Raw genomic sequence first — 25,251 nt, 5'->3', positions numbered from 1 at the left:
TAAAGTGAACAATTTTAAATATACTTAATTTATCGAGCTAAAATACTCAATGAATTTAACAACTGTGTATCCAAGGTTTCACTTGAGGGTACTGGTAGTCCGTTCGCAATGCGATAATTTTTTATTGACTGCCTTGTCGAAGGCCCCATTATGCCGTCAATATTCCCGTTGTAATAACCTTTGTCCAGCAAAGCGAATTGAACCCGCATGATTAAGCGCTTACGCTTCTCTGTACCAGAAGTCAGCCCATTACTTGCACGGTTAGCTTCTGTAGTTCCAACAGAATTCGTAGTAGTAGGGTTGTTATTGTCGTTAGAACGAAGCGAACGCACAGAGGAAGAGGACGATGAGGAACTTGTTCCTGAACTTGAAGGCCCAGATGAGCTTGGTGAGCTGTATGTTTTTGGATAATAAGGAGTGCTGCCACCATAGTATCCGCCACCTGATGATGATCGGTGAGAACTATGGCTTCGATGGGAGCTATGACTGCGATGCCCTGCAATGTAGAATGGAACTTCGGTGTTAAGTGGGGCTATCACTAAATCATGTTCATTAAGAGTCATACCAGGCAAATCACTTGCTCCGGTGGATGAATCACTTGCCCATACAGAATTATTGAGCGCCAAAAATCCCGGAAGTAGAGCAGCAAAATTAAATTTTCTCATATAATTGGTCTCGGTGGTTGATGAAAACGGCCTGTTGAGGAACTGAAATAACCAGTACAGGAAGACTTCTGAGTGCATTCATCACATTCTTTAGGATAGTAATTTTTCCAATCAGAGATCGACTGAGCAGCAAACTCCCAGGCTCTTTCAGGAAGATGACACAAAGGATAATTAAAAATTGTTAGAGGTATGCCTGATCTGTGTGCAGCGTCTATGGCGGAGGTTATTTTCTCACTATAACTGCTGTGCTCAATGAAGATTGTTGACCAGTTCTTTCGCGCCCAACCGATAGATTCCAGCCCCATAAGGGAAATCTGATTGATGTTAGAGAATACACGGCCAACGAACTCTACAATATCATCCAATTCTGTATAGTTAGCCAGTGTCGGAATAACTCTAAGTTCGATATTAATCCCTGAGTTTCCTGCATTGATTAACCCCTTAACCGTTTCATTAAATGCGCCATCACTCCCTACAAGATGATCATGCACAAGTGGTCTTGATGAGTAGAGCGGGATACCAAAAGTGATTTTGATCTTTTTGCTTCGCTTTGCCATTTCCTGAGTAAAGTTGGTATCAGCGAATTTGCGTCCGTTTGTTAAAACATGCAAAGCAGTATCTGGTGAATTCTCGATGATAAAATCAAGGAAGTGAAGGAAATCATCTCCATACAGCAAAGGTTCACCACCGCTGACCCCAACAACTCCATTTAAACCAAATGAAGCTATAGCAAAAGCTGATTGGGTAAGTAGCCAGTCATCATTTGATTTCTTTGGTGGCTGCGAACAAAACAGACACAAGTTATTGCAACGTTCCGTAACTAAGACAGTATTATGATTGGCTCTGCGGGACAGAATAACGCGTATCATATTGCCATTGTTGATTATCCCGATATCTCCATCTTCAATTGACTCAAATAATTCAGTGCTAATAACAGAGTAATCAAAGCATGGTAGAATGGCATCATTATTGCTTTCAGCAACTACCAGCAAATTGGGTAAAAAGAATAAAGGGTTCACTGGTTTTTGTTTGCATAACCGATAGAACCCCGTGGGCACATTCTTTTTTGAAGCAAAATGAAAGATATCGTTCCTGATAACCTTAGACATATGCCCATCCTTTTAGCATCTCAGCCTTCGGACCACCTTCTGAAATGCAGTTCATCAGATACCTGAACATCCCCTTGTGATACTGACAAAACGTTGAACGACTCCTATCACCGACAGGCTCACCTTGTACACTTATGTTCTGGCATGGGTCTGCACCGCAAAATGGTTGATACGCGCATGTATCACAACCTGGCAGAGCAAAATTGAACGATGAACTCAATACTGCGTTATAGTAAGGACTCTTGGAAAATGATATCGTCTTAACCTCACCCGCACTGAACTCCGTTTCAGGATTCACCTTCTGCAACATACGGCTCTCATCGCTACCATATACTCGACCGTCATAATTGAAAAGAATACTGTTAAGCACGACCCCGCTTGGCGACTTTAAATCCGCATAACCACTAAAGCCGGGATTGAAGATCCTTTTCAGATGAATGGAGGCCGAATGTTCCACAACCCTTATCCCTTCAATATTCATCTTAAGGATTTCATCTATCAACGAGGCATAGAAACTGAAGTATTCCTCCATAGAAAATGTGAACGATGCTTTTTGTGCAAACCCATAGGGACTAACAGGTCGGATAAACATGTCCTTGAGGCCAAGAGACAAGTGAGCCTGGACAATCGATTCAGGATGCCTAATGAGATCTTTAGTAACTGTAGTAACCGTTGCAACGCGACCAGCGCCTAAAGACCGTTTGATAGCCTCTACCCCTGACACTGTTCTACTGTACGCAAGCCCATGACCAAGAATTCGATTACTGTTGTGAACAACTTCCTCACCATCAAGCGAAACAGAGAACGTTATGTTCCTATCTCTCGACCATTCAAGCATACCCTCATTCAAGACAGACAGGCTTGATGCTACCACCATCTCAAAATCGGTGCTTCCCAGCGTTTCAGCACATTGCTCATAGATAGACTGAATTAAATCGAACCGCAAGAGTGGCTCTCCACCCTGTATCTCTATCTTGTAAGGTGGAGTTGATAGTTTTTTGATAGTAGAAATGATATCAGGGATGAGAGCAGGATCTAGATCATAACCAGAGGCGTTCACGGAAGCTCTACTGACCTGACAATACTTGCAGGTATGGTCGCAACGTAATGTGGGCACAACCATGAAAATTGGCCTGACCGCCAGTTCATTCATCAATCGTTTTGCAAAAGCAGAACTTAAAGCATAGGGAGCAATAGCTGATGAGCTTTCGTTGGTTATGAATAGCTTGCTTTCTAGTGCGTTTGATTGCTCCGCACTGATTTGCTCATCAGAAAGATCAAGCAGCTCTTGCTCATTAATGAAGTGATGAAAGCCAGCGAGGTTGCTTATAAAAACCCGTCCATTAGGCAATCTGTCAAAATTGAATGGCATCAATTCCATTACGAAAGCCTTTCATCGACACTGCGAAGCACTTTATGGACAATAGAGTCTCTCAACGCCCCCGTTTTATGCTGTAGTTTTTCTCGCAAAGCATAATCATTCAGCAGCCTCTCGAATTCATAGAGGCATTCGGGACCATCGTTTTCAAAAGAGATTGTCCAGGAGGATATATCTTCACAAAGTTTCCACTGAGTAAGAGAAGTCATCCAGTACAGGCTATTGCGTATAACCCATTCAGAATAAACATCTTTTTTTAACGTCCTTTCGCACATTGCCATTGCCTCACAAAACTAATAATCACAATCAGCAACCGCTTTAAAGCGGATTTTTCCTATAGAAATGAGAATACACCATTTAATTAATATGTTACAGGATGTTAGCATCTTAATGGCTACTCTGAAAAAATGATGTTGCTTATCCTATGATAATCAATGATGTTTTCTGATTATCATATGCCGCTTGAACCGGCCAAGTAGCCAAGTAGCCAAGTAGCCAAGTAGCCAAGTAGCCAAGTAGCCAAGTAGCCAAGTAGCCAACATGACGTTAAAACGCGGAATTTCAATGGGTTGTCGGTGGCTCATAATATGAGATGTATCCCTTCAGTAATCACAATGCGAAAGGATTCTATACTGACTTAAGTGAAGAAGCGTTGGCCAGTATCGTTTACACCATAGATGTCAGGGAAGCCTACAATCGCTTTCAACACGTTGAGCAACGTAGAGAAGATAGATGATAAGCTGTTGGAGGTGAGTATGAACATTTTACTTCTTATGAGAGGACAATTATGGGTGCAATTCTTATCAACGTAAGCATAAATCACAAACTACAAGCGAATGATGCAGCAGTACTTAAATTTAAGCATTATCTTTTTAAAGTAGAGGCATAAAGTGATTTCCATACGGATTACTGTTTACTGATGGGATACTTTTTGGGGAATGTCGTTGCGGTTCGATAGAGTAGATAACTAACTTTCCAAGGAACAAAAAACCACACATTGGCTATTTACTCACCTTCACTCAATAGATACACTATTTACAGCAGCTTACAACTACATACGAAAAAAGAACAAGGTTAATTCTGGTTAAAAATATATCGAATTAATAAGGGGTTAATTATTATGAGTTTGTTAATCATTTTGAGTTAAAAGTACTACATTTCATATACTTTATTAAGTGAAGATAAATAATGACTAATGTTAAATATATTAAGTATCTAAGGTGCAAAGGGATTTGGAATTTAGCATCGAATTTCAGTGAAAGGATTTTTAATGACAGTAATGCTTCGATTAAAATATTAGGATATAGCGAATTCAAAGCAAATTATTACAACCTGTTTTTGAACTTAAATAAAGACTATGATTCACAATCTAAAACTAAAAGAGAATATGTTAATAGCAAAATAAATACGTTAGATTTAATGTATAGTAACAGTGCCATTATAGAGCTGAGCATTAGCATTGATTTGAAAGAAATAGACACCAGTGATGCTGATCTATTCTGGGGAAAACCACCTTATAAAGAAATTGAATCAAAAATATTAAGTTCTCTAACTACGGCTTTTTCATTATGTCGAAACTCTAATATTTCTCCTGAATACGAATTGATTGACGAGGGACTCTTCATCGAAGTAGAAAATAAAATTGTAAAAAAAATCTCTACATCAAAAATTATTGACGGCCCCACGATGAGTGAACTGACAAGAGGAGAACTAGACTCAATAATTTATTTGACCAAAAAGTTTTATAATGATGAAAATTTAGGATCGATATTAGATTTATTCCATAACTCGCTTATACCAGATGAGGTTGGTAGATTACATAGTTTTATTTCCGCTTGGACATGCTTAGAGATTTTTATAGCTAAGAATTTCAAACAAAATTTCAACAAACTAATTGACTTTGCTAAAGAGAAAACCAAAAATCCAGAGATAAACCAGCAGTTTATTGATCGAATGTTTGTTATGATGGAAGGAAAATATAGGCTAATGGACAAATTTATCTTATTAGCATCATATTATAACATTGCTGAGATAGATGATAAGATAAAAGAATTCAAAGAATTAAAAAAAATAAGAGATTCTTTTTTTCATGGCGATAAAATTGAAATTAATGATCTGCCGCTAGAACAGACTCGTGATTTGTTTATAATGTTTATCAAGCTTAAACTTGATCAAAATTTATAATCATAATCACATAATCAACAAAAGGGTATACTTAATAATGAGCAAGTTAGAGTATAAACAAGCTATTTATTATAAAGATGGTATCAAGTGTTTTATAAAACCAGAAGATTTGATTTATAAAAATGTATTGCACACTGCCAAAACGGAATTCTTGATGGATGATTCAGAATCCGTAAGGTTAAGACCGCGTTTGCCAGAGAATAAAAAACCTCACTTTTATGCACCAGATAAATCGCAAGTCAGAACGGTGATTAATGTTGAAAGCGACCCATTACATAATAAAAGAATAGATGAAATCCTTAAAAGCCTAAAAATGAAAACAAAATGGAAAGTTATGGTTGGTGTTTTTATTGATCACAAATTAGAAAGGGAACCGAAATTTATTCTTGAGGATTATTCATGGGGTCGAGAAATAAACCGAATTACGTCTTCAACTACGATTGTAAGGCATGATGTTTTTGGGGAAACTAAAAAACTTTCAATGTCTATTTTTGAACCTTGTGTTGCTATTGAAGTTATAAATACTCATTATCCAAGTGAACAAACATTCAATGAAATGATCAATACAAGCAAGAATTTTCCTTATGTAATTATATTTGATCTTATAAAAACAAAAAAAATAAACTATTTTTTAAAGATAAACCCAAATGAGAATGAAATAACTCCATTGTATTACATTTACAATGGAATCGTTTGGAAAGGAGGAACAGAGTTAGGTGGCGTAATAGACTCAACAATGTTAGAAATAGAATTAAAAAATGCAATATAGGCTCACATTATTAATTTGTCAGATTGCAGATACTCTAACCCTCTTGACCAAGGGTTTTCACCACAACACCCTTTGGACGGTGATGTAATAATCAATTGAAGTTCAATCACTGCTTCATTAATTGAGACATCACCGATAGCAGCTATACAGTGAGCAATCCATGTGGCTCTATTATCGAGCCACCAAACCATATTTCTTAAACGTGATTTTTCATTGTATTCAGCTTCACCATCAGCTTTTTCTGATAACACTTCAGATTTAGAGATTAACATTTTATAAACACAAGATAACTTTAATTCATTTTTACTTTCCACATTATCCACCCTCATATATAAAATTAAATTACAACCTTTTATTTAGATATATAACAACATTAAGTTTTGTCAACCTTAATGATAATAAGCAAGGGCTAACTCATCGAAGCGCTACGCTGCTTCTTCGAGTTCCCCTTGTTTTTTTCGCCCTTCGGTTGAAAAAAAATTAAAAGCAAAATCAACACACTGCATTGACATTATTTACTTCTGTAATATAAATAAATTAAGCATAAGGAATATGCTTTTATCTAATTATATGAAAAGGAGTTTATATGGTCGAAAATAATACTTTTAATAAGATCGTTGTGAGTAAACATTCCCGTAATGGAAGCGTTAACGAAGCGAAGCTCTCACACAATCAGCTTCGTTCTCATTGCGTCAGTGTCAGATTAAATGATGAAGAGCTAACGCTTCTCAATGAGAAACGTGGCAGTCATCGTAAAGGCGAGTGGCTTCGCTTATCTTTACTTAATAAACTTCCTGCTGTCGTTCCAGCTATCAATATTGAAGCCTGGAAAACCCTTGGTGAGATTTCGCAGAAGCTGAACAAGCTTGTGGCTCACCTTGATAGCAAGAGCTATGAAAGCTCTCTGACGCAAACTGAACTCTTCGCCGTAAAGCGTCATGTCTCAGAGCTTCGCTTGCATTTAATTACCGCTGACCTGTAAAGGTCTGCCAATGAAGGGAATGCAAAAAATCCGCAGGGGTAAGAGCTTCGCTGGTGTAGTGCTTTACGCATTAAAACCAGCTTCTCATCATAAAAAAGATCCGATAGTGATTGGCGGGAACATGGATGGAAGCGATGTCGGAGAGTTGATTGCAGAATTCAATGCGACTAAAGCGCTTCGTCCAGAAGTCATTAAAGCGGTATGGCACAATTCGCTTCGTTTGCCGAAGAACGAAGCGTTAACAAATTCAGAATGGGCAATCATCGCTGATGACTACATGAAGCGTATGGACTTCTCTGAAACGCATCTCAGATGCTACGTCCTACATGACGACGAAGATGGCCAGCACATCCATATCATCGCCAGCAGAGTGTCTCTTGATGCCGGAAAGCTCTACCTCGGCAGGAATGAGAACCTGGCAAGCACGAGAATAGTTCAGCAACTTGAAAGAGATTACAATCTGACAAGAACCAAAGGATCGAAAGCATCTCCAGCAGCGCCCTCACCTAAACCGAAGCTCAAAAAATCCCGTAATGAACTGATGATGGAGAAAAGGACTGGTCAGCTATGCCCGAAAACCATCATCCAAAACGCTCTGGAAGTATTCCTTGCCGATAAACCGTCAACCACTGAGTTTGTGCATCAGCTTGTCGCACAAAACATCAGAGCAATCCCGAACATCGCTTCTACCGGACGCATGAACGGCTTCTCATTCGAATACGACGGGATTGCTTTCAAAGCATCTCAGCTTGGCAAAGGCTATTCCTGGACGGCTTTACAGGACAAACTCGATTATCAGCCGGAACGCGATAATGCTTTCCTGTTTAAACTGAAATCCTCTGTCAGAGAAACATCTGTTAGTGCAACTCATGATATGGCCATAACTACAGATGCTCCTGAAATCATGACAGAATACGTTAACCGCCCCATAGAAGCACTTATCCTCGATAACCGAGCTGCTTGTCAGGACGAATTCACTAACGCTTCAGTCAAACAGCTTCACTCAGAACCAGGCGCTGGTGCTCAAGGAGCGTTTGCAACCGAAGCGGTAAAAGAAGCCTCTAAGCGAAGCTATATGGTTTCAATGTTCAGATGGTTAGAAACCATCCCCTATCTCAATACCATTATTACCATCTTCAAAAACCTCAAAATCCCAACCCTTAAACGCCCTCTAAAATACAAAACCATCACTGGCGTGAGAGTGATAGAGATAACGCCTCTCCCCAAAAAAAATCTTATTGTATCAGCACCTCAATCCAGAAGAGCTTCGCTTTCAATGTAGGGCTGGCAAGCCTTTTTGGATAGATACAGGCCAATCAATCGATCGTTTATACCGATCGATATTCTAGTGTTGATAGTCAATATCTATCATTAATCTTTAATCGATCGGTACAAGTGATTTGCCTTTCCTGTAAACCCAGTCAAAATGTGATTTCACACCAAAAAATATAACAGACTGATTTAACTAGCCTATTTACGTAGTCAACTAACATGCAGGTTTTGAAATGGCAGATACCATCTCATCTGTAGTCCCTGATTTCTTCATACATCGAATATGAATTTCACATCTAACACAAAGGAACTTGTATGAGTATCTCCACCACGAAACACCGCAATGAAGAAGTCAACGTTAGTCTTTCTGATCGTCGGAAAGCAGAGATTACGGCCCCCAGGTTTGATCTTTTTGGTGAAACTTACACGTTTGTTGAGACTTTCTCTGGCACTGTCATTGATTCCAACCCAGGCAATAACCAGATCTCGGTAAAAAGCAACGCTGGGGATGAGAGGCAGATTCCCGACTACGGTATCCCGTTCAGAAGTTCACACACTATCCATAAATACGAGCTTCGTCAGTATGGTAAAAATAGCTCATGTTATGTTCATAATAATGCCCTAATTATTAATAAGAACACAGGTGAAAACGAGGTAAACTTAAAAAGGAAAACCATTATTATCCCCGCTTTTCTGACAATGCTATTTCATAATGCTTCGACGGCATCTTTCTTCAGAGCAATGCCTGTTCCGAAGTGGTTTTATATTCTCTTCACTTTGCTCTGCATGGCTTCATTCATTGCATTTTGTTCATTGCTCGTAGGATTCAAAGACGGATATGTGTGGGATGAGCACAAGTATATGTGGTTTACATATTTCCTCTCAAGGATCGGAAGTTTCGTTTGTATTAAATGGGTTAAAAGAAGAAGCGAGAGGTTTGATCATGAACTCAGAAATCTTATCGATTTAGTAAAAAGCTAAAAATTATAAGCAACAAAGAGTTAGCCCGTAGATTCCTACTACGGGCTTTTAAAATAATCACAATCCATATTTTCTTTTCTTCTCTTTGATGGATAATCCTCTTTTTAGGGTCGAAGCCTCATATTTCTTTTTCTCATTAGCATAGACTTTCTCTGTTCGGCTACCATTACTGACTATAAAGTTAATCAATGAAGAACATACATGCTTCATACGCTCTTTGTTGATCAAATTATCATCCAGTTTATTTATATGACTATAATATGAAAGTAGCAGAAAGGTTAAAACGACCTCCCTGTTTGAAAAAGTTAGCTTTTCTATTTCAGGCTGGTATTTAATGTAAAACCCGGCACAAAACAGATATGATTGCTCTATAATTTCCTGTTCTTCAAAGCCTGATTCCGTAAGTTTATCAACGAATCGATCAAGCAGAAGAAGATACCTTTCCATGAGATTAATATTTATTTTTTTCATAATATGCATCCTTGCAATTTATTTTTGTCTTCCTGACAATTAAAGAAATATCATAATTATTAATGATGTCAATAGTTAAAACCTATCAAATTATATTTAAATATCTTTTACAGGCAAGGGTCTATTAAGCTCTTCAACAGTTATTTGCTTCAAATGAGAATTATAAAGCCATATCTTGAACTGCTCTAAATATCTGTTATTTAATGCTATCAAAGCTTCGTTTTCAGTTTCGAGCCTTTTTATTCTCTGACAAGCGATTTCTAAATTGGCAGGTTTAATAGAACATGTTTTTTTAATACCAAGCTTGAGAATCTTCTTTTTTGAATTAAAACAATCCGAAACCTTGACATGACTACTTAAAGATTGTCTTGAAGGTCTCTTACCAATGATCTTTACTAACTTGTCGCATAAAGCATCCCAGGTTAGCTTCTCATCTTTATTCCAGTTATTTATAACATTTGTTATGCTTTTTTCATCATAACCAGTAATATGTTTAGCCATTTACTCTCCTTTTATAATTTTATTTTGAAACTCATACCATTTTTCAGCATTGACATTCCCATCATTTTTATCATCATAAGTTTTTTCAATAATTTTATTATGAATTACCAATAGTCGATCATCATCCCTTCCAGAGTCTTGTATTGGATAATAACCACATATGTCAAAAGCATATGAGTGCTTGCAGTAACCATGCTTAGTAACGAGCACAGCTCCATCATTCAATGAATCGAAATCAGTTATATCCATGATAGCTATTTCTTTTTTTCTATGCCTATTACTTGCCTCGATTGTCGTTTTTTCTCTTATGAGCTTAGTCATTTGTAAGTGTGATCGGTGATCATAGGAAACATTTTGTGAGACCAACTTTCTTCCAGACCATCGAGCGATGCTGAACTCATCCATGCCATTAATTTGAGAAAAAGTATTCAGCAGATGCCTTATTTGATGAGTTCTAATAGAATATGGAATACCATCCTCATTGATATATCCGTGTCTTTTGAACAGGTTTGTTGTGCCTTTAATACTTGCAAAAGCATTAATATCCATTCTAAAAAACTCAGCCGTGGGTTTGAAAAAAGATGTAAAATCTTTTCTTGTCTTCTGACACAGTTGCCTGTCAAATAAAAGACATAAAGCATTTGAATATTTAATTCTTTTTTCTTCATCATACCAAGGAAAATTCTGAGGCTTTGTGGTAACGAGTGCAAATTTGGATGGATCAGTGCCTTGGCCTTCCATTGTCCTTGAGGCAAACCTTGCATTGCTGGACAGTTTTTTTAATCGGGCTATCGCCTTTTGAGCTATAGGGGCCATTACTGTAGGAATCCATTTGATATCCCCAGCATAACCCTTTGCTGAAAAAAATCTTAAACCATATCGTTCAATGCCTTTGTCATCTTTTTCAGTAATCTCACAATCCGCTGGAAGACTTAAAATTTCTGAAATTCTTCCTGGAGCACACATGAGTAGTGCAAGAACAGAAGTAGTAAAAATGTCCCTTGTAGACAATTGGCTTTCATCTTTTGAGAAAATCTCAGCAATAGCTATTACGGATTTTATGTCTGGTAGTTTTGAGTGTCCTTCGAGTGAAGGCTCATAACCTTTCCAGCTCTGAGTTATTTTATGCCTCAACGGATTTACCCAGAAAAAGTATGATGATGTCGTCATTCTATTTTCAGTTAAGAATAAACATAGTTTCTCAAGTTCTTTACCAATTCCAACTGCTAGTACTTTTGAATATTTGGCAGATGCTATCCTTGCACATTCATCAAATATGTTATTATTACACTTAATAACATTAGCTTCACCGTATGATTTCAATAAAACAAACTCTATGATTTTCAACATTGACAAAGTATTCTGGTTTGACTTTGACTTGCTAAACGAGTGAATATGAAACATATAAGCTTTAGCAAAATCAATGAAACTACCATCTAATCTATCTTTGCTATTTCGATTATTATTCATGTCAAATTTATTGAATCTATAATATCTCTTCCATACATTACTTTCCCATGAAATCGCTAACTTCGAGTTGAAAATATTACTCTTACAAAATTCAATAAATTCATCAACATTTGAACTCGGATTATTAGCATTTGCTGGCTCGAATAAAATGATATTGGTCATTGGGAACTCCAGGGTCTAAAGTTTTTACAAGTGAAACATTCAATTTGGTCGTTTTTAATATTAAAAAAACCGAACGTTTTTAAAACATATTCAGTAAAGAGCTTCTTGTTTTTTGATTTTTCTTCTCCAAGAAATATCTTTGATAGCGGTTCAAAAAAAGGATTAAGCATCTTGTCTATATCATGAACATTGTCTGGACAATTTTTTACGTATATCCCTGATGAGTTTATAGATTTATGGTCTAATGCTTTCGCGATTACTTCAACTGATGCTCCTTCCTTTGCTAAACGAGTTCCCAGGGTATACCTGAATCGTCTTGCATTAAGTCGTATATGATCGTTATTACTTGATGACCTAATGTTGAATTTAGTAGTCAAATTACTTAGTTTGTTTGAGATAAAAGAATTCCTCATATGTAGAAAATCAGTTGCCATGATTGTATCTAAACTTTTATCGGAATGAATTGATAAAGATTTTTTAGTGTCCATAAATATAGGTAATTCATTTTTTATATGGTCCATACTCTGACTAACGCTATCTTCAATATGTTTTTGATTCATATTAACCAAGGTTGTTAGTTTCTCATAAAGGGAGTCATCGATACTTACCAAGCTGAACTCACTTCTAAAGTCCTTCCTTTGTTTTACTTTCGGTATTTTTAGAAAGCAATTTTCTCCCGTTCTGATGAGATCTTTTGCTTTTAACGAAGTTAACTGTAATGGCCTCCTTCCCGTTGTTGCTAATAGAATAATGTAGCAATAAATAAACAGAGGGATTTTATCTTCTTTCAACAAGTTGCTGATACTTTCAAGTATGATTTTCATCTCTTCTTCCGTTAATGGTCCACTATTCGGATCTCTTCGTTTAACGGCCTCCCCTGTTAAATTAGGTTTAATACTTATTTTTTCCAGCATCCTTAGAGCTGAGTTATCAACTCCTTCATAACCGAGTTTTTTCCATTTACTAAGGAAGTTCTTTATTGAATTTAGCATATAGTTTTTCTCAGGGCCTAAGCTAACATTAAATTGATAAACCGCTTTGGAATTAATCATTTCAAAATCCATCAATCTTAGCCATTGACTAAAGATATGGTTTATATTCTTTATATAACCTGCACTATATTCAGACGAAAAATATGCCAAAGTATTAAGGTAACCAACACGCATCGACTCTGGCATTTTATCGGCAACTTTATATGGGTAAACACAATTATTTATATCTAATTGCCATTTACTATCAGAGATTCTGAAGCTATACCCCGTCATCATTGAAAATAATCTATTATCTTTTTTTAATACATTTGCTTTCATTTCATACCTCCTTAGTTATTTTTCTTAAAGAGTCATAAACCTTTTCAATAACTTCTTTTTCTTTTATTGATATATGTTTGAAATTATAATTTTCTGACATCCTTGAATCTTTTGACCATCCCATGAGATAGCACCTTAACCCTGATTTTCGGCTAATGTCTAAATTCGAATCATCAATTTCATTTGAATAAAAATAGTTCCAGGAATGCCTCAGTTTATGACCTGATAAATTTTTTAATACCGGGCTTGATTTTTTAATAGTCGAAATTATCTTTTCATATGCGGAAACAGATAAAGGCTCCCCTATTGTTTTACATGAACTGTGTGTAACAAACAGGAAGTCATGCGTCTTCTTTTTGGTGTATTTATTTCTATAGTTATTTATGTAATCCAAAACCTCCATTGCTAACTCGTCCGACAATGGAATTTCCCTTTCACCAGTTTTGACTAAAGGTTGATTCAGCCTTCGATCTTCAATGCAATCGTGTCTTCTGAAAATATTGAGTGTGTAATTTCTAGGAGAGAAATCATTAACTTTTAAATTTAATAGCTCTCCTGCTCTTAAACCACAATTCAACAGTAAGGTAAAAATGAGTCTGTTTCTCACCTGAACCTCCTTCTGGAAAGGATTTTGGCTTCCTTCCACTTCCAACAGCTTAAATAAAGTTTTTATTTGTTCTTCACTTAGAGATTTATCTTTTCTGTCATTCACGCCAAGTGATTTATTTAGCGGAAGATGGGCTTTAATACTTTCTATGAAACCCTCGACTTCATATTTAGCATGAATTCCCTTAATAGAATGAAGTAATCCGCACAGCCAATTAAGATAGCTCGAAAAAACATGAATCCTATAACTGAAAGTTCTTTTAGCAACCTGTTCCATTTTTATCAATCTTACATTCGTAATCTTTTGCTTATCGAATCTCTGCCTTGCATACCTTATCAAATCATCTACTTCAGCTACATTTAAGAACCCCTTGGTTTCAATCCTATCAATGATATTTATGTTCCTGCTTTTTAGGAAATTGCTTAGTATAAGTAGGTTTGTTGCGACTATTTCTAGCGTTGATGCTGTCGCACTTCTGTTCCTAACATTTGTTGTGAGATAAAGGTTTTGATAGTAAACTGGTAATTGTGTCTCCTTATCGAGAATCAAACACCCTCTTTCACCATTACTCATCACAAATTTTTTAATTTTATATGACATAAATAATTATCAACCCTCCGAAAACTTTACATTTAGTAATCACTACGGCTTATCTTTATTTTATCAATTTAAATTTTGCAAATTTTTTTGTCATATTTGGTTTTTTTATAGTCAATTTAATTATTTAAAAAAATTTCTTTCACGTGAAAGAAACAGGTACGGCTAGCATATTGTATCCATACCCGATATTAAGAAAACCATCTCTAAACCTTATAGCAAAAGCTCTGCCAGAAAAAAGGTAAAGAATTACGTTAAATATAGTAATTTTTTAGATTGAAACTTTACAAAACCTCGTTTTTTTTGAAACTCAGTCAGTGAACTTATAAGGTCTCTAAATTTATTTCCTTAACATTATTAAAAGTTAAAAGATCGATGTAGCAACATTCCTCTTAAGCAACATGCTTTCTTGAATTCTCGATAGTTAATTGAATCCACTCTTCCACTTCACTTTCAATGAAAGCAACTGCACGAGATCCAATTTTTACTGGTGATGGGAAACATCCTTTGCTGATTAGGTGATAGATCCAGGCTTTACCATAACCGGTTCGATGGAGAACTTCTGGTAAACGAATAAGGCGGGTATTGTGCTGATTCATAGTCGCTTCCTCTTGTGTCGTTTTGATGGGAATGACTATACGAATGAATCAGCAAGAAAGAGACAGAAGCTGAGAACGCCAGAGCTAATAGAGGTTAGCCTTAGTCAGAATCTGAGATTTTCATCACCTCTGAAACTCTGATCTTTTTCAAATGGCTGTTCTTGTTGATGAACAGATGAAACTGGCGAATAAAAGGTATACTCGCCGCCTTCAAAGCAAGTGGTTTGTCCGTATCCCTGATTTGGTGGTTCAGGCGAGTGTTGATCTCATCATCGTCATCTCTATACAACAGGCGGGAAAGGCGGTCTTCTGATATACGTACTTTATGCAATTTTGACCATACCAAGATGTCAATCATAGGAATGAGTCTGTAATTGATGATTTTCTTGATGGTGCCATAGCCAAACCTGATCGAATCAGATGTATCGGCTTCGATGCCCCGTACTTTACGCCATTGAGGTAGCGCAGCTTTGAGTGATTCAGCGATCTCTTCATCTGTCCCGTTTGCAAGATCGATTTCGACCATGACAGTATCCCTGAACAACTTGGGGAGAGCTTCTGAAACAGGGCTATCGAGGAGTTCACGGTTAACCGAGTACTCATCCCCTCCCTCCCAGAAGAAAAGTGAATTTCGCAGCCCCACAATACTGAGTTGCGCCAGTCTTTCAGTTGTTGTCAGATAGAAGTGAGGTGGCTGGTAAAGGGTATCTTCTCTTGTGAGGTATCCAAGATGTTGTTCTGTAATAAGAAACGGTTTTCCGATGAAAATCCGCTCAATGTAAAGTCTGACCGCTTCTGCTTCAAATTCTTCATGATATGGTTTGAAGAACAATGTCCTTGCCAGCAATTCATGGTAGAGGTGTATAAGCGGAAGCTCTTCGAATCCTCGATATGTATCTATATCCAGCCACTTCTTCACCTCTCTCGTATGCTCAACTGACCAGTTTTTCATAACAATCTCCAACAGGCGGAAGACTTAATGTATGTAGCTAACGTAATCGACATGTTAAAGGAAGACCAATGAAATGAGTTCAGATGACATCAGGAAGTTGAACCAAGAGGTTTGATATTTTTTGATACAGTTTGCCAACGGACTATTTTCAGGGGTTCATGCCGTTACGATTTAAGGTTCCTTTATAGAACCAAAGATAAAGTCAGAAACAACAGTTATCTAGAAAATTCAATCAAATAGATATCTAGTTACAGGGACGCCAGCCATCATGATTGGACAGTACCAGGACAGCACTAATAAAAACAGGAAGTTAGCGGTCTCGGCAAGACACCGACCAGACGGTGAGGGGACAAAAAAGGATACGCAAAGGAGCCGCGGCTCCCGAGTGACAAAAAAGCCCGCTAATGCGGGCTTTTTTGTTTTACTTCACCAGCAAGCAAACCGCCGCATCATGGCAGTATGAAGATGAGCTAAGGATAGGCTTTTGTATCAGCTCAATGTTCATATAAAAACATTTCGAACTTTGGTGCACAAAACTACATAGGGATAACTTCATGTCTCTTCGTTTCAGACAAACCTTTACTCTGTTTCCTGGCGTTAGGCTCAACATTGGTAAGCGTGGAATAAGCGCAAGCATCGGTGTACCTGGTGCAACTGTCAATGTTGGGAAAAAAGGACTCAGAGCGACCGTCGGACTACCGGGTACAGGCTTATCTTATACTACACCTACCCTGCCCTATGGTGATGGGCACTCTGTTACCAATCCATTAACTCCGTCCTCCACAGAACCTCATTTTGGAATGCCGGAGGCATCCCCAAGTAACATCCCATCGAACGCTAAAATATATATGCCCATGGCTGGCATGAATGAAATTTCCAGCGCTTCGGTAGAAGTCCTGACAAGTTCCTCCCTTTTACCTTTACGAGATTTGATTGCTAAAGCGCGAGAACAAAGGGCAGAGATAAAAGCAGATCTACAAGAGGCTCTTACTGAAGAATCAAAACAAAAGAACGAGCTGGTTCGACGCAAATCAAGTCTATTCCGTTGGTTTTACAAACGACGCATCACAGAACTTGAGACAGAACTCCCCCTAACGCAAGCTGAGATATCTCGCCTGATATCCTGGGAAGGCAACACAAAAATAGCCATAACCTTCGAGAGCAGTGATACTTCACAGCGCGCATATGCAGCAATGGTCCGTGCATTCGATATATTAAAATCGAGTGTCAAAAAATGGGATATTACTGCAGATAAAGCTACAGACCAGTTTGCTGAAAGAACATTAGCAACCCGGTCTGTTAATCGTCACCCAGTTACCTTTGATTTCAGTTCAACGGATCTCATTCAATTTACAGGTCGTGCAATGCGGTTTGAAAATGTGAATGGCGACGATATTTTGCTTTATCCGGGAGTTGCAGTCATACCACGAGCTGATGGGGCGTTCGCTCTGATTGATTTACGCGAATTACAAGTCAGTTCAGAATATCGAAGATTCCATGAGGAAGAAGGTGTTCCCAGTGATTCACGCATAGATGGGCATACATGGGCGAAAACGAATAAGAATGGCTCGCCAGACCGTCGATTTAAAGACAACTACCAAATCCCTATTTGCATTTATGGAAATATTACTTTCCATTCTCAAACAGGGGTAACTGAAGAATATATGGTATCAAATGCAGATGCCGCGCAAGCCTTTGCTGAGGCAGTAAAACGCTATCAGACCTCACTCACTGAATCTGATGCGTTGGTACAAGCCTAACTTATCGCAGATATGGGGTGTCGGGGGGAGGAGGTTCAAATCCTCTCGTGCCGACCAAAATCCCTTGGAAAAACCAACCTCTTACGGTTGGTTTTTTATGCCTGTTTTTTGCACGGGAAGCTTCGGGGTAAAACCGCTCTCCCTGTTCCAACGCCTGAACTCAGGACATTTGCCATCGTCAGCAAAGACCAGACTGGACATCTGGTGCTTGAGTACAAAAACAGGCAGTGGGTTCCTGTACTGACCCGGCTTTTTGATGATTCAGCACATGCTATTTCAGCTATAACCAGCCTGAGCAAAAAGACGTGGCATTAATACTTAAAACACATTGATCCGTCATGCCGGGCAGATACAATCTGCGGCGGCTGGCAACATTCTATATTCGCACGCCAGCTGTCCGTACTATGCTCTTTCATGCGGCGTGGTTGCTACTCTATTAATTCTACTGATGAGAATCTTGCAGTAGATCGCATACGACCTTGCCGCTCTCACCACTTTCACAGCCTTCCTGTTACGCCATATAAAGCAACTCGATTGGGAATTTCCAGTTACTGACGCAAATACGGAACATACAATCACATACACATCTTTACATTTGGTGGTTTTCATGAATACTACTAAATGATTATGTTAACACGATGAAATTCAACGGATGAAATATGAATATATTTGAACAAACTCCACCAAACCGCAGGCGTTATGGCCTGGCTGCATTTATTGGGTTAATCGCTGGTATCGTATCAGCATTTGTTAAATGGGGCGCTGAAGTACCTTTGCCACCCCGCAGTCCGACTGATATGTTCACTGCTGCATGCGGGCCGGAATCATTAATCAGGGCTGCCGGGCAAATTGACTGTTCCCGCAATTTCCTGAATCCCCCTTATATTTTCCTTCGTGACTGGATGGGGCTTGCTGATCCTAACGCTGCCGTCTACACCTTTGCCGGGCATGTGTTTAACTGGGTTGGTGTAACACACATCATCTTTTCGATTGTCTTCGCAGTGGGTTACTGTGTTGTTGCTGAAGTTTTCCCCAAAATTAAACTCTGGCAGGGTTTGCTGGCTGGTGCGCTGGCACAGCTTTTCGTCCATATGATTTCCTTCCCTCTCATGGGGCTGACTCCACCTTTGGTTGACCTTCCATGGTATGAGAATGTATCCGAGATTTTTGGACATTTAATCTGGTTCTGGTCCATCGAAATTATCCGTCGGGATCTGCGTAACAGGATTACTCATCAACCAGACCCGGAGATCCCTTTGGGAACAAGCCGGTGACAAATTCTTAATATGGTAAAATGGCGCAAACACAGCGCCATTTTTTAGTATCCATTTACTGAACTCCTGAGTTGCCTGTTTTAATCTCTCGCTAATCCCCTCTTCCCGGCTCTGACATTCCTGTTCTGTGAAAAAGAGAATAAACCACTTTCCATCCGCGCCCCCGAATGTTCTTAATATCAAGGAGGAGATTTATGTCTGGTATCTGGGTCTGTTAAATAACATGATAAAAACCCGCGCACTTCCTGCATTGCCTTCCCTGAACATTTAAGCGGATCACCGGCACCTTGCCGATTAATACCTGTAGTGGATGTCCCCTCCTGGCAAAAAGCGGCCTGAACGAAGGGCTATCAGGTCTGCTATGGGCGACAAACCTACAGCTTCCATTGAAAGCATCAATCAATACGCAAAACTCCCGCTCCTGACAAACTCAACCACCTCCCCCACCAGTCACACTGCCACCAGGACAACGTTGTTGCTCCTGCCCGGAAGAGTTGTGTTGCTGCTGCCGTAACACGATGTTAGCATTTGGCAATCAAGACGCTTAGATGTCTAAAAACTCCATTCCTGACCCCGAGAGAGGCTAAAAGGAAGATGACAGATAACCTGCAACTCACACAACTGGTCGAGACCTGCCGCTGGATAGGGGCAAAAGGCTGGGCTCCCGCCACTGGCGGCAATATGTCTGTCCGCCAGGACGACGCATTTTGCTGGCTCAGCGAGTCGGGAAAAGATAAAGGCAACCTGACTACCGACGATTTTTTGCAGGTGGAAATCGCCACCAGTCACGCACCGTCCGGTCGCAAACCATCGGCGGAGACCGGGCTGCATACCCTGATTTATCGCCTCTTTCCCCAGGCAAACGCGGTGTTGCACGTCCACACCGTCAACGCCACGGTGCTCTCGCGCATCGTTAAAACGCCGGAGCTATATATCAGCGGTTTTGAAATGCAAAAGTCGCTTAGCGGGCAGACCACCCATCTTGATACCGTCTGCGTGCCAGTGTTCGACAACGACCAGGATATCGACGCGCTGGCGTCACGTATTGCGCATTACGCGCAAGAGCATTCTCTGAATTACGGTTTTCTTCTGCGCGGTCATGGCTTAACCTGCTGGGGACGCTCAGTGGAGGAGGCCCGCCGTCATCTGGAGGGGCTGGAATTTTTATTTGAATGCGAAATGCGTTTGCGACAACTGGAGAGATTATGATTCGCGCGATTGTGACGGATATTGAAGGCACCACCAGCGATATCCGTTTTGTTCACAATGTTCTGTTCCCCTATGCGCGCGAGCGGCTGGCGGCGTTTGTCACCGCCCGGCAGTATGCCGAACCGGTAAAATCAATTCTTGATAATCTGCGCAACGAGATTGCCCGGCCGGACGCCAGTACCGCAGAACTTATCGAAACGCTTTTCGCCTTTATGGATGAAGATCGCAAATCAACGGCGCTAAAAGCCCTGCAAGGCATTATCTGGCACGATGGTTACGTCAATGGCGACTTCACCGGTCATCTCTACCCGGACGTTCTGCCAGCGCTGGAGAAATGGAAAGCACAAGGCATTGATCTCTATGTTTATTCCTCCGGCTCCGTTGCGGCGCAGAAACTGTTATTTGGCTACAGCGACGAAGGTGATATTACTCATCTGTTCAGCGGCTATTTTGATACCCATATCGGCGCAAAGCGAGAAACGCAGTCATACCGCAATATCGCGTCGTATATCGGCGTCGCGCCGTCGCAAATCCTGTTCCTCTCCGATGTATATCAGGAGCTGGACGCTGCTGAAGAGGCGGGTCTTCGCACCCTGCAACTGATTCGTGGTGAGGGTGATGGCGCCAGCCGCCACCACCAGGTACATCAATTCGACGACATTAACCCGGAGCAGATCCTTTCATGAGCGCATTGACTATTTATTCCGATAAAGACGCCAGCCAGCCCCAGTGGCACAGTACCGACGCCGCAGAGATCGCCCAACAGCTCAACGCGAAAGGCGTCCGCTTCGAACGCTGGGTTGCAGACCGCGACTTAGGCCAGGCTCCCGCGCCAGAAACGGTGATCACCGCCTATCAACATGCGATTGATAAGCTGGTTGCTGAGAAAGGCTATCAGAGCTGGGATGTGATCAGCCTGCGCGCCGACAATCCACAAAAAGAGGCGCTGCGTGCAAAGTTTCTCAATGAACACACCCACGGCGAAGATGAAGTGCGCTTCTTCGTTGAAGGCGCAGGACTGTTTTGCCTGCACATTGGCGACCAGGTTTACCAGGTGCTGTGTGAGAAAAACGATCTGATTTCAGTGCCCGCCGGTACGCCGCACTGGTTTGATATGGGCTCCGAGCCAAACTTTACCGCGATCCGTATTTTCGATAACCCGGAAGGCTGGGTGGCGCAGTTTACCGGCGATGCCATTGCGGATGCCTATCCGCGCCTGCTTTAACGATCTGGCCGGGCGACGCTATTGTACGCCAGGCCTGCTCTGCATCAGGCCGCCTCCGCCCTGAAAACCCCCTTCGCCACATCTTCTGGCGTCACCACACCGCTATCCAGCACCCAGCCGCTAATCAGCGCTGCTGGCGTCACGTCAAACGCCGGGTTATAGACCTGCGCATTTTCCGGCGCCCACTGTACCGCGCCAAAACTGCCCGCCACGCCGGTGACTTCTCCTGCTGCGCGCTGCTCAATCGGGATTGCGTCGCCATTCGGGCAGTGGGGGTCCAGCGTGGTTTGCGGCGCGGCAACGTAAAACGGAATACCGTGGAATTTCGCCAGCACCGCCAGCGAATAGGTGCCGATTTTATTCGCCACATCGCCATTTGCGGCGATACGATCGGCCCCGACCCACACCGCGTCCACCAGCCCTTTCGCCATCAGGCTGGCAGCCATTGAGTCGGTAATCAGTTGATAGGGGACCCCCAGTTCACCCAGTTCCCAGGCGGTGAGCCTGCCGCCCTGCAATAACGGGCGCGTTTCATCCACCCAGACATTTTGCACGTTGCCCTGTGCATACGCGCGGGCAATCACCCCCAGCGCCGTCCCCGTGCCCGCTGTCGCCAGCCCGCCGGTGTTGCAGTGGGTCAGCAGACGGCTGCCCGGCTTCACCAGTGCACTTCCCGCACGCGCGATATCGTCACAGAGTTGTTTGTCTTCATCGATCAGACGCAGCGCTTCCGCCGCCAGCGCCGGAACAAAGTCTTCTTGCCTCAGCGCCTGCTTCATGCGATCGAGATTGTTCATCAGATTGATCGCCGTCGGGCGCGCAGCGCGCAGCGTTTCCAGCGCTATCGCCAGTTCATCCCGGCGATGGCCTGACTCCGCCAGCAGCGCCAGTAGCAGACTGGCGGAAAGACCAATCAGCGGCGCACCGCGCACGCGCAGCGCGTGAATATGCCCCACCAGCGCTTCTACCGTTGAGGCATCCAGCCAGCGTTTCTCCTGCGGAAGCGCCTGCTGATCGAGAATAAATAATTGATTATCCACCACTCGCAGGCTGGTCGTCTGTAATGTCTGCATGTCGTTAATTCTCTGTTGCGTTGTTGTATCACATTGTGTCAGGATGAATTACAGATGTATAGACGTCTACATGTCTTTATTAGTGAAATGAGTGAGGAACAGGCAATGTCGCAATACCGTACCTTTACCGCCCAGGATGCCGTGGAATACGCCCGAACGTTTGGCGGCATCGATGATCCATCCACACTGGTAGAGGCGCAGGAGGTGGGCGACGGCAACCTTAATCTGGTGTTTAAGATTTTCGATACCACAGGCGTAAGCCGCATCGTCGTCAAACAGGCGCTGCCTTACGTGCGCTGCGTCGGCGAATCCTGGCCGCTGACGCTGGATCGCGCTCGTCTTGAAGCGCAAACGCTGGTGGCGCATTACCAGCACTGCCCGCAGCATACGGTGAAAATCCACCATTTCGACCCTGAGCTGGCGGTGATGGTGATGGAAGATCTCTCCGACCATAACATCTGGCGCGGCGAACTGATTAAAGGCGCCTGGTATCCGCAGGCGGCACGCCAGCTCGGCGAATATCTGGCGCAAACGCTGTTTCACACCAGCGATTTTTATCTCCACCCGCATGACAAAAAAGCGCAGGTGGCGACATTTATTAACCCGGAGATGTGTGAGATCACCGAAGATCTGTTCTTCAACGATCCCTACCAGATCCACGAACGCAACAGCTATCCTGCGGAGATCGAAGGCGACGTCGCCGCACTGCGCAGTGACGCTCAGCTTAAGCTGGCGGTGGCGGCGCTCAAACATCGTTTCTTCTCCCATGCCGAAGCGCTACTGCACGGCGATATCCACAGCGGCTCAATCTTTGTCGCTGACGGTCGCCTGAAAGCCATCGACGCCGAGTTCGGCTACTTTGGGCCGATAGGCTTTGATGTGGGCACCGCCATCGGCAACCTGCTGCTGAACTTCTGCGGCCTGCCGGGACATCTGGGCATTCGCGACGCCGCCGCCGCGCGCGAGCAGCGGCTGACGGATATTCAGGCGCTGTGGAACACCTTTGCTGAACGTTTTCAGGTGCTGGCGACGGAGAAAACCCGCGACGCGGCGCTACGCGCGCCGGGCTACGCGTCGGAATTTCTGAAAAAAGTCTGGGCGGACGCCATCGGCTTTTGCGGCACCGAGCTGATTCGCCGCAGCGTCGGGCTGTCGCACGTAGCGGATATCGATACCATTCAGGATGCGGAAATGCGCCATGAATGCCTGCGCCATGCCATTACCCTCGGAAAAGCGCTGATTGTGATTGCCGACCGGATTGAGAGCGTGGAAGCGCTGATCGCGCGGGTGCGGCAGTACAGCTAAGTGCAGGCTGTTTGCCCGGTGGCGCTACGCTTACCGGGCCTACGATCCGAATGCAGGCCGGGTAAGGCGTACCCGCCACCCGGCAAATACTTACCCCAGATACTCAATCACTGATAACCCGCCGTTGTAATCCGTGCTGTAGATAATCCCCCGCGCATCGACAAACACGTCGCAGGACTGGATCACCTGCGGGCGATTTGGCCGCGTATCCATCATCTTCTCAGGCGCCGCAGGCACCAGCGCGCCGGTCTCTACCGGACGATAAGGATTAGTAATATCATAAGCGCGCACCCCTGCGTTCTGGTAAGTGGCGAAAATCAGCGTCGAGCTAATAAAGCTGCCAGGGCGGTTTTCGTGCAGGTTATGCGGCCCGAAGTGCGCCCCTTTCGCCACGTAATCAGCTTCATCCGGCTGCGGGAAGGTGGCGATGCTCACCGGATTCGACGGCTCGCGGATATCAAACAGCCAGATCAGCTTTTCGCCGTCTTCCTGATTGTCGAGCACCGCTTCGTCCAGCACCACCAGCAGATCGCGGTCCGGCAGCGGCAGCGCAGTGTGTGTGCCGCCGCCAAACGGCGGGCTCCAGTTGCGATGGCTAATCAGTTTCGGCTGCGTGCGATCTTTCACGTCCAGCAGCGTCAGACCACCGTCACGCCAGCTACCGTAGGCGGTATCGCCAGCGATAATCGCGTGATGCAGCGCATAGCGTTTGCCCTCCGGCCAGTCTGGCGTCTCTCCCGCCGCCTGATTCATCCCTGGCAACCACCAGCGCCCGGCCACCTCTGGCTTACGCGGATCGGCCAGATCGATGGTCAGGAAGATGTAGTCAGTGAAACCGTCGATCAGCGCCGAGACGTAGGCCCAGCGTCCGCCGACGTACCAGATGCGGTGAATGCCGATCCCATTCAGGGAGAGAAAACCGATTTCACGCGGTTTATCCGGCGTGGAAATATCAAACACGCGCAGCCCTGCGCTCCAGCCCCGGTCCTGCACATCGCTGACCGTCTCACCGACCTGCCGCGTGTAGTAGACCTTTTCATCGGCAAAGCGGGCATCGGCGAACAAATCGCGGGCGTTAATCACCAGCAGCAGATCGTCATGCGCCTGCAAATGCACGTTCCAGGTGCCTGGCGGTGCAGGCACATAGCCCGCCGCCCGTGGATTTTTCGGGTCACGCACGTCAACAATCGAAAACCCCTGCGACACCATATGGCCAATATAGGCAAAACCGCGATGTACCATTAGCTGTACGCCGTCCGGGCGACCGCCCTGGTCGCTATGGCCAATCAGCCGCATATTGCGGCTATAGTCGGGGCGCGGTAATTCAGTCACCTTAATCTCCTTTTGCCAAACGGCGTAACCGCCTTATCCGGCCTACAGGGAGCACATTGTAGGC

25 protein-coding genes are annotated in these 25,251 nt (G+C 42.8%); 11 read left to right on the top strand and 14 right to left on the bottom strand.

Going from position 1 to position 25,251, the window contains the following annotated elements:
• Positions 1 to 29: 29 nt before the first annotated feature.
• The 4 genes from hxsA to hxsD are packed head-to-tail and all read right to left on the bottom strand — an operon-like array spanning position 30 to position 3,427.
• Entirely contained in the window at positions 30 to 665 is a 636-nt protein-coding gene (gene hxsA, locus OGY62_RS22600) for a His-Xaa-Ser repeat protein HxsA (RefSeq protein WP_286460581.1), read from the bottom strand.
• Entirely contained in the window at positions 662 to 1,774 is a 1,113-nt protein-coding gene (gene hxsC, locus OGY62_RS22595; protein ID WP_286460579.1) for a His-Xaa-Ser system radical SAM maturase HxsC, read from the bottom strand. The genes hxsA and hxsC overlap by 4 nt, the downstream gene beginning before the upstream one ends.
• Positions 1,767 to 3,155, bottom strand: a complete 1,389-nt coding sequence (hxsB, locus tag OGY62_RS22590; RefSeq protein WP_269564788.1) for a His-Xaa-Ser system radical SAM maturase HxsB — start codon at positions 3,153 to 3,155, stop codon at positions 1,767 to 1,769. The genes hxsC and hxsB overlap by 8 nt, the downstream gene beginning before the upstream one ends.
• Positions 3,155 to 3,427 (bottom strand): His-Xaa-Ser system protein HxsD, encoded by a 273-nt coding sequence (hxsD, locus tag OGY62_RS22585; protein ID WP_000333417.1) that lies wholly within the window; start codon positions 3,425 to 3,427, stop codon positions 3,155 to 3,157. Before hxsD ends, hxsB begins: the two co-directional genes overlap by 1 nt.
• Positions 3,428 to 4,340: 913 nt before the next feature.
• Here hxsD and OGY62_RS22580 point away from each other — a divergent pair.
• Both OGY62_RS22580 and OGY62_RS22575 read left to right on the top strand, forming a co-directional pair.
• A complete protein-coding gene (locus OGY62_RS22580; protein WP_286460577.1) occupies positions 4,341 to 5,336 on the top strand; it encodes a hypothetical protein in 996 nt (331 codons plus the stop codon).
• Between the two features lie 37 nt (positions 5,337 to 5,373).
• Positions 5,374 to 6,105: a hypothetical protein gene (locus tag OGY62_RS22575; protein WP_286460576.1), complete on the top strand. Its 732-nt coding sequence runs from the start codon at positions 5,374 to 5,376 to the stop codon at positions 6,103 to 6,105.
• A gap of 2 nt (positions 6,106 to 6,107) precedes the next feature.
• Here the strand turns inward: OGY62_RS22575 and OGY62_RS22570 are convergent, their stop codons facing one another.
• The gene (locus OGY62_RS22570; RefSeq protein WP_149005030.1) at positions 6,108 to 6,419 is read right to left on the bottom strand and encodes a hypothetical protein; all 312 of its coding nucleotides are present in this window, start codon (positions 6,417 to 6,419) and stop codon (positions 6,108 to 6,110) included.
• Positions 6,420 to 6,691: 272 nt separating this feature from the next.
• On the opposite strand from OGY62_RS22570, the gene OGY62_RS22565 reads away from it, so the two are divergent.
• The 3 genes from OGY62_RS22565 to OGY62_RS22555 all read left to right on the top strand — a co-directional run bounded on the left by OGY62_RS22565 (position 6,692) and on the right by OGY62_RS22555 (position 9,340).
• The gene (locus tag OGY62_RS22565) at positions 6,692 to 7,087 is read left to right on the top strand and encodes a hypothetical protein (protein ID WP_000230073.1); all 396 of its coding nucleotides are present in this window, start codon (positions 6,692 to 6,694) and stop codon (positions 7,085 to 7,087) included.
• A 10-nt stretch (positions 7,088 to 7,097) separates the two neighbouring features.
• A complete protein-coding gene (locus OGY62_RS22560) occupies positions 7,098 to 8,369 on the top strand; it encodes a relaxase/mobilization nuclease domain-containing protein (protein ID WP_286460574.1) in 1,272 nt (423 codons plus the stop codon).
• Between the two features lie 305 nt (positions 8,370 to 8,674).
• Positions 8,675 to 9,340, top strand: a complete 666-nt coding sequence (locus tag OGY62_RS22555) for a hypothetical protein (RefSeq protein ID WP_286460572.1) — start codon at positions 8,675 to 8,677, stop codon at positions 9,338 to 9,340.
• Positions 9,341 to 9,397: 57 nt separating this feature from the next.
• On the opposite strand, the gene OGY62_RS22550 is transcribed toward OGY62_RS22555, so the two are convergent.
• The 7 genes from OGY62_RS22550 to OGY62_RS22520 all read right to left on the bottom strand — a co-directional run bounded on the left by OGY62_RS22550 (position 9,398) and on the right by OGY62_RS22520 (position 16,009).
• The gene (locus tag OGY62_RS22550; protein ID WP_039021687.1) at positions 9,398 to 9,811 is read right to left on the bottom strand and encodes a hypothetical protein; all 414 of its coding nucleotides are present in this window, start codon (positions 9,809 to 9,811) and stop codon (positions 9,398 to 9,400) included.
• A gap of 96 nt (positions 9,812 to 9,907) precedes the next feature.
• Positions 9,908 to 10,312, bottom strand: a complete 405-nt coding sequence (locus tag OGY62_RS22545) for a hypothetical protein (RefSeq protein WP_047730223.1) — start codon at positions 10,310 to 10,312, stop codon at positions 9,908 to 9,910.
• Positions 10,313 to 11,944, bottom strand: a complete 1,632-nt coding sequence (locus OGY62_RS22540; RefSeq protein WP_286460569.1) for a DNA-binding protein — start codon at positions 11,942 to 11,944, stop codon at positions 10,313 to 10,315.
• Positions 11,941 to 13,254, bottom strand: coding sequence for a site-specific integrase (locus OGY62_RS22535; protein WP_286460567.1), 1,314 nt, complete (start codon positions 13,252 to 13,254; stop codon positions 11,941 to 11,943). The genes OGY62_RS22540 and OGY62_RS22535 overlap by 4 nt, the downstream gene beginning before the upstream one ends.
• Position 13,255: 1 nt before the next feature.
• Positions 13,256 to 14,461, bottom strand: a complete 1,206-nt coding sequence (locus tag OGY62_RS22530; protein ID WP_071845379.1) for a tyrosine-type recombinase/integrase — start codon at positions 14,459 to 14,461, stop codon at positions 13,256 to 13,258.
• A 389-nt stretch (positions 14,462 to 14,850) separates the two neighbouring features.
• Positions 14,851 to 15,057, bottom strand: coding sequence for a helix-turn-helix transcriptional regulator (locus OGY62_RS22525; RefSeq protein ID WP_033830513.1), 207 nt, complete (start codon positions 15,055 to 15,057; stop codon positions 14,851 to 14,853).
• Positions 15,058 to 15,157: 100 nt separating this feature from the next.
• On the bottom strand, positions 15,158 to 16,009 hold the full coding sequence (locus tag OGY62_RS22520; RefSeq protein ID WP_286460562.1) for a DUF6387 family protein: 852 nt from the start codon (positions 16,007 to 16,009) through the stop codon (positions 15,158 to 15,160).
• A 554-nt stretch (positions 16,010 to 16,563) separates the two neighbouring features.
• On the opposite strand from OGY62_RS22520, the gene OGY62_RS22515 reads away from it, so the two are divergent.
• From OGY62_RS22515 to OGY62_RS22495, 5 genes are all read left to right on the top strand, one after another.
• Positions 16,564 to 17,769 (top strand): DUF4236 domain-containing protein, encoded by a 1,206-nt coding sequence (locus tag OGY62_RS22515; protein WP_115181264.1) that lies wholly within the window; start codon positions 16,564 to 16,566, stop codon positions 17,767 to 17,769.
• Between the two features lie 659 nt (positions 17,770 to 18,428).
• Complete coding sequence (locus OGY62_RS22510) at positions 18,429 to 19,043, top strand: YagU family protein (protein ID WP_024130867.1); 615 nt, start codon at positions 18,429 to 18,431, stop codon at positions 19,041 to 19,043.
• Positions 19,044 to 19,637: 594 nt separating this feature from the next.
• Positions 19,638 to 20,252 carry a methylthioribulose 1-phosphate dehydratase gene (locus OGY62_RS22505; protein WP_049011878.1) on the top strand — a complete coding sequence of 205 codons (615 nt, stop codon included), beginning with the start codon at positions 19,638 to 19,640 and terminating at the stop codon, positions 20,250 to 20,252.
• The gene (gene mtnC, locus OGY62_RS22500) at positions 20,249 to 20,938 is read left to right on the top strand and encodes an acireductone synthase (RefSeq protein WP_071257972.1); all 690 of its coding nucleotides are present in this window, start codon (positions 20,249 to 20,251) and stop codon (positions 20,936 to 20,938) included. Before OGY62_RS22505 ends, mtnC begins: the two co-directional genes overlap by 4 nt.
• Positions 20,935 to 21,477 carry a 1,2-dihydroxy-3-keto-5-methylthiopentene dioxygenase gene (locus OGY62_RS22495; protein WP_012134737.1) on the top strand — a complete coding sequence of 181 codons (543 nt, stop codon included), beginning with the start codon at positions 20,935 to 20,937 and terminating at the stop codon, positions 21,475 to 21,477. The genes mtnC and OGY62_RS22495 overlap by 4 nt, the downstream gene beginning before the upstream one ends.
• 44 nt (positions 21,478 to 21,521) lie before the next feature.
• Here the strand turns inward: OGY62_RS22495 and mtnA are convergent, their stop codons facing one another.
• Positions 21,522 to 22,550 (bottom strand): S-methyl-5-thioribose-1-phosphate isomerase, encoded by a 1,029-nt coding sequence (gene mtnA / locus OGY62_RS22490; protein WP_286460561.1) that lies wholly within the window; start codon positions 22,548 to 22,550, stop codon positions 21,522 to 21,524.
• A 105-nt stretch (positions 22,551 to 22,655) separates the two neighbouring features.
• On the opposite strand from mtnA, the gene mtnK reads away from it, so the two are divergent.
• Positions 22,656 to 23,855: an S-methyl-5-thioribose kinase gene (gene mtnK, locus OGY62_RS22485; RefSeq protein WP_200092790.1), complete on the top strand. Its 1,200-nt coding sequence runs from the start codon at positions 22,656 to 22,658 to the stop codon at positions 23,853 to 23,855.
• Between the two features lie 90 nt (positions 23,856 to 23,945).
• On the opposite strand, the gene OGY62_RS22480 is transcribed toward mtnK, so the two are convergent.
• Positions 23,946 to 25,187 (bottom strand): LVIVD repeat-containing protein, encoded by a 1,242-nt coding sequence (locus OGY62_RS22480; protein WP_275147511.1) that lies wholly within the window; start codon positions 25,185 to 25,187, stop codon positions 23,946 to 23,948.
• Between the last annotated feature and the right edge of the window lie 64 nt (positions 25,188 to 25,251).

Origin of the sequence: Citrobacter sp. CK198 (assembly GCF_030333295.1) — a bacterium.
In the GTDB taxonomy this organism is placed as follows: Bacteria; Pseudomonadota; Gammaproteobacteria; order Enterobacterales; family Enterobacteriaceae; genus Citrobacter_B; species Citrobacter_B koseri.
Note: the sequence above shows the minus strand (reverse complement) of the source record. Positions and strands in the feature narration are given on the sequence as shown.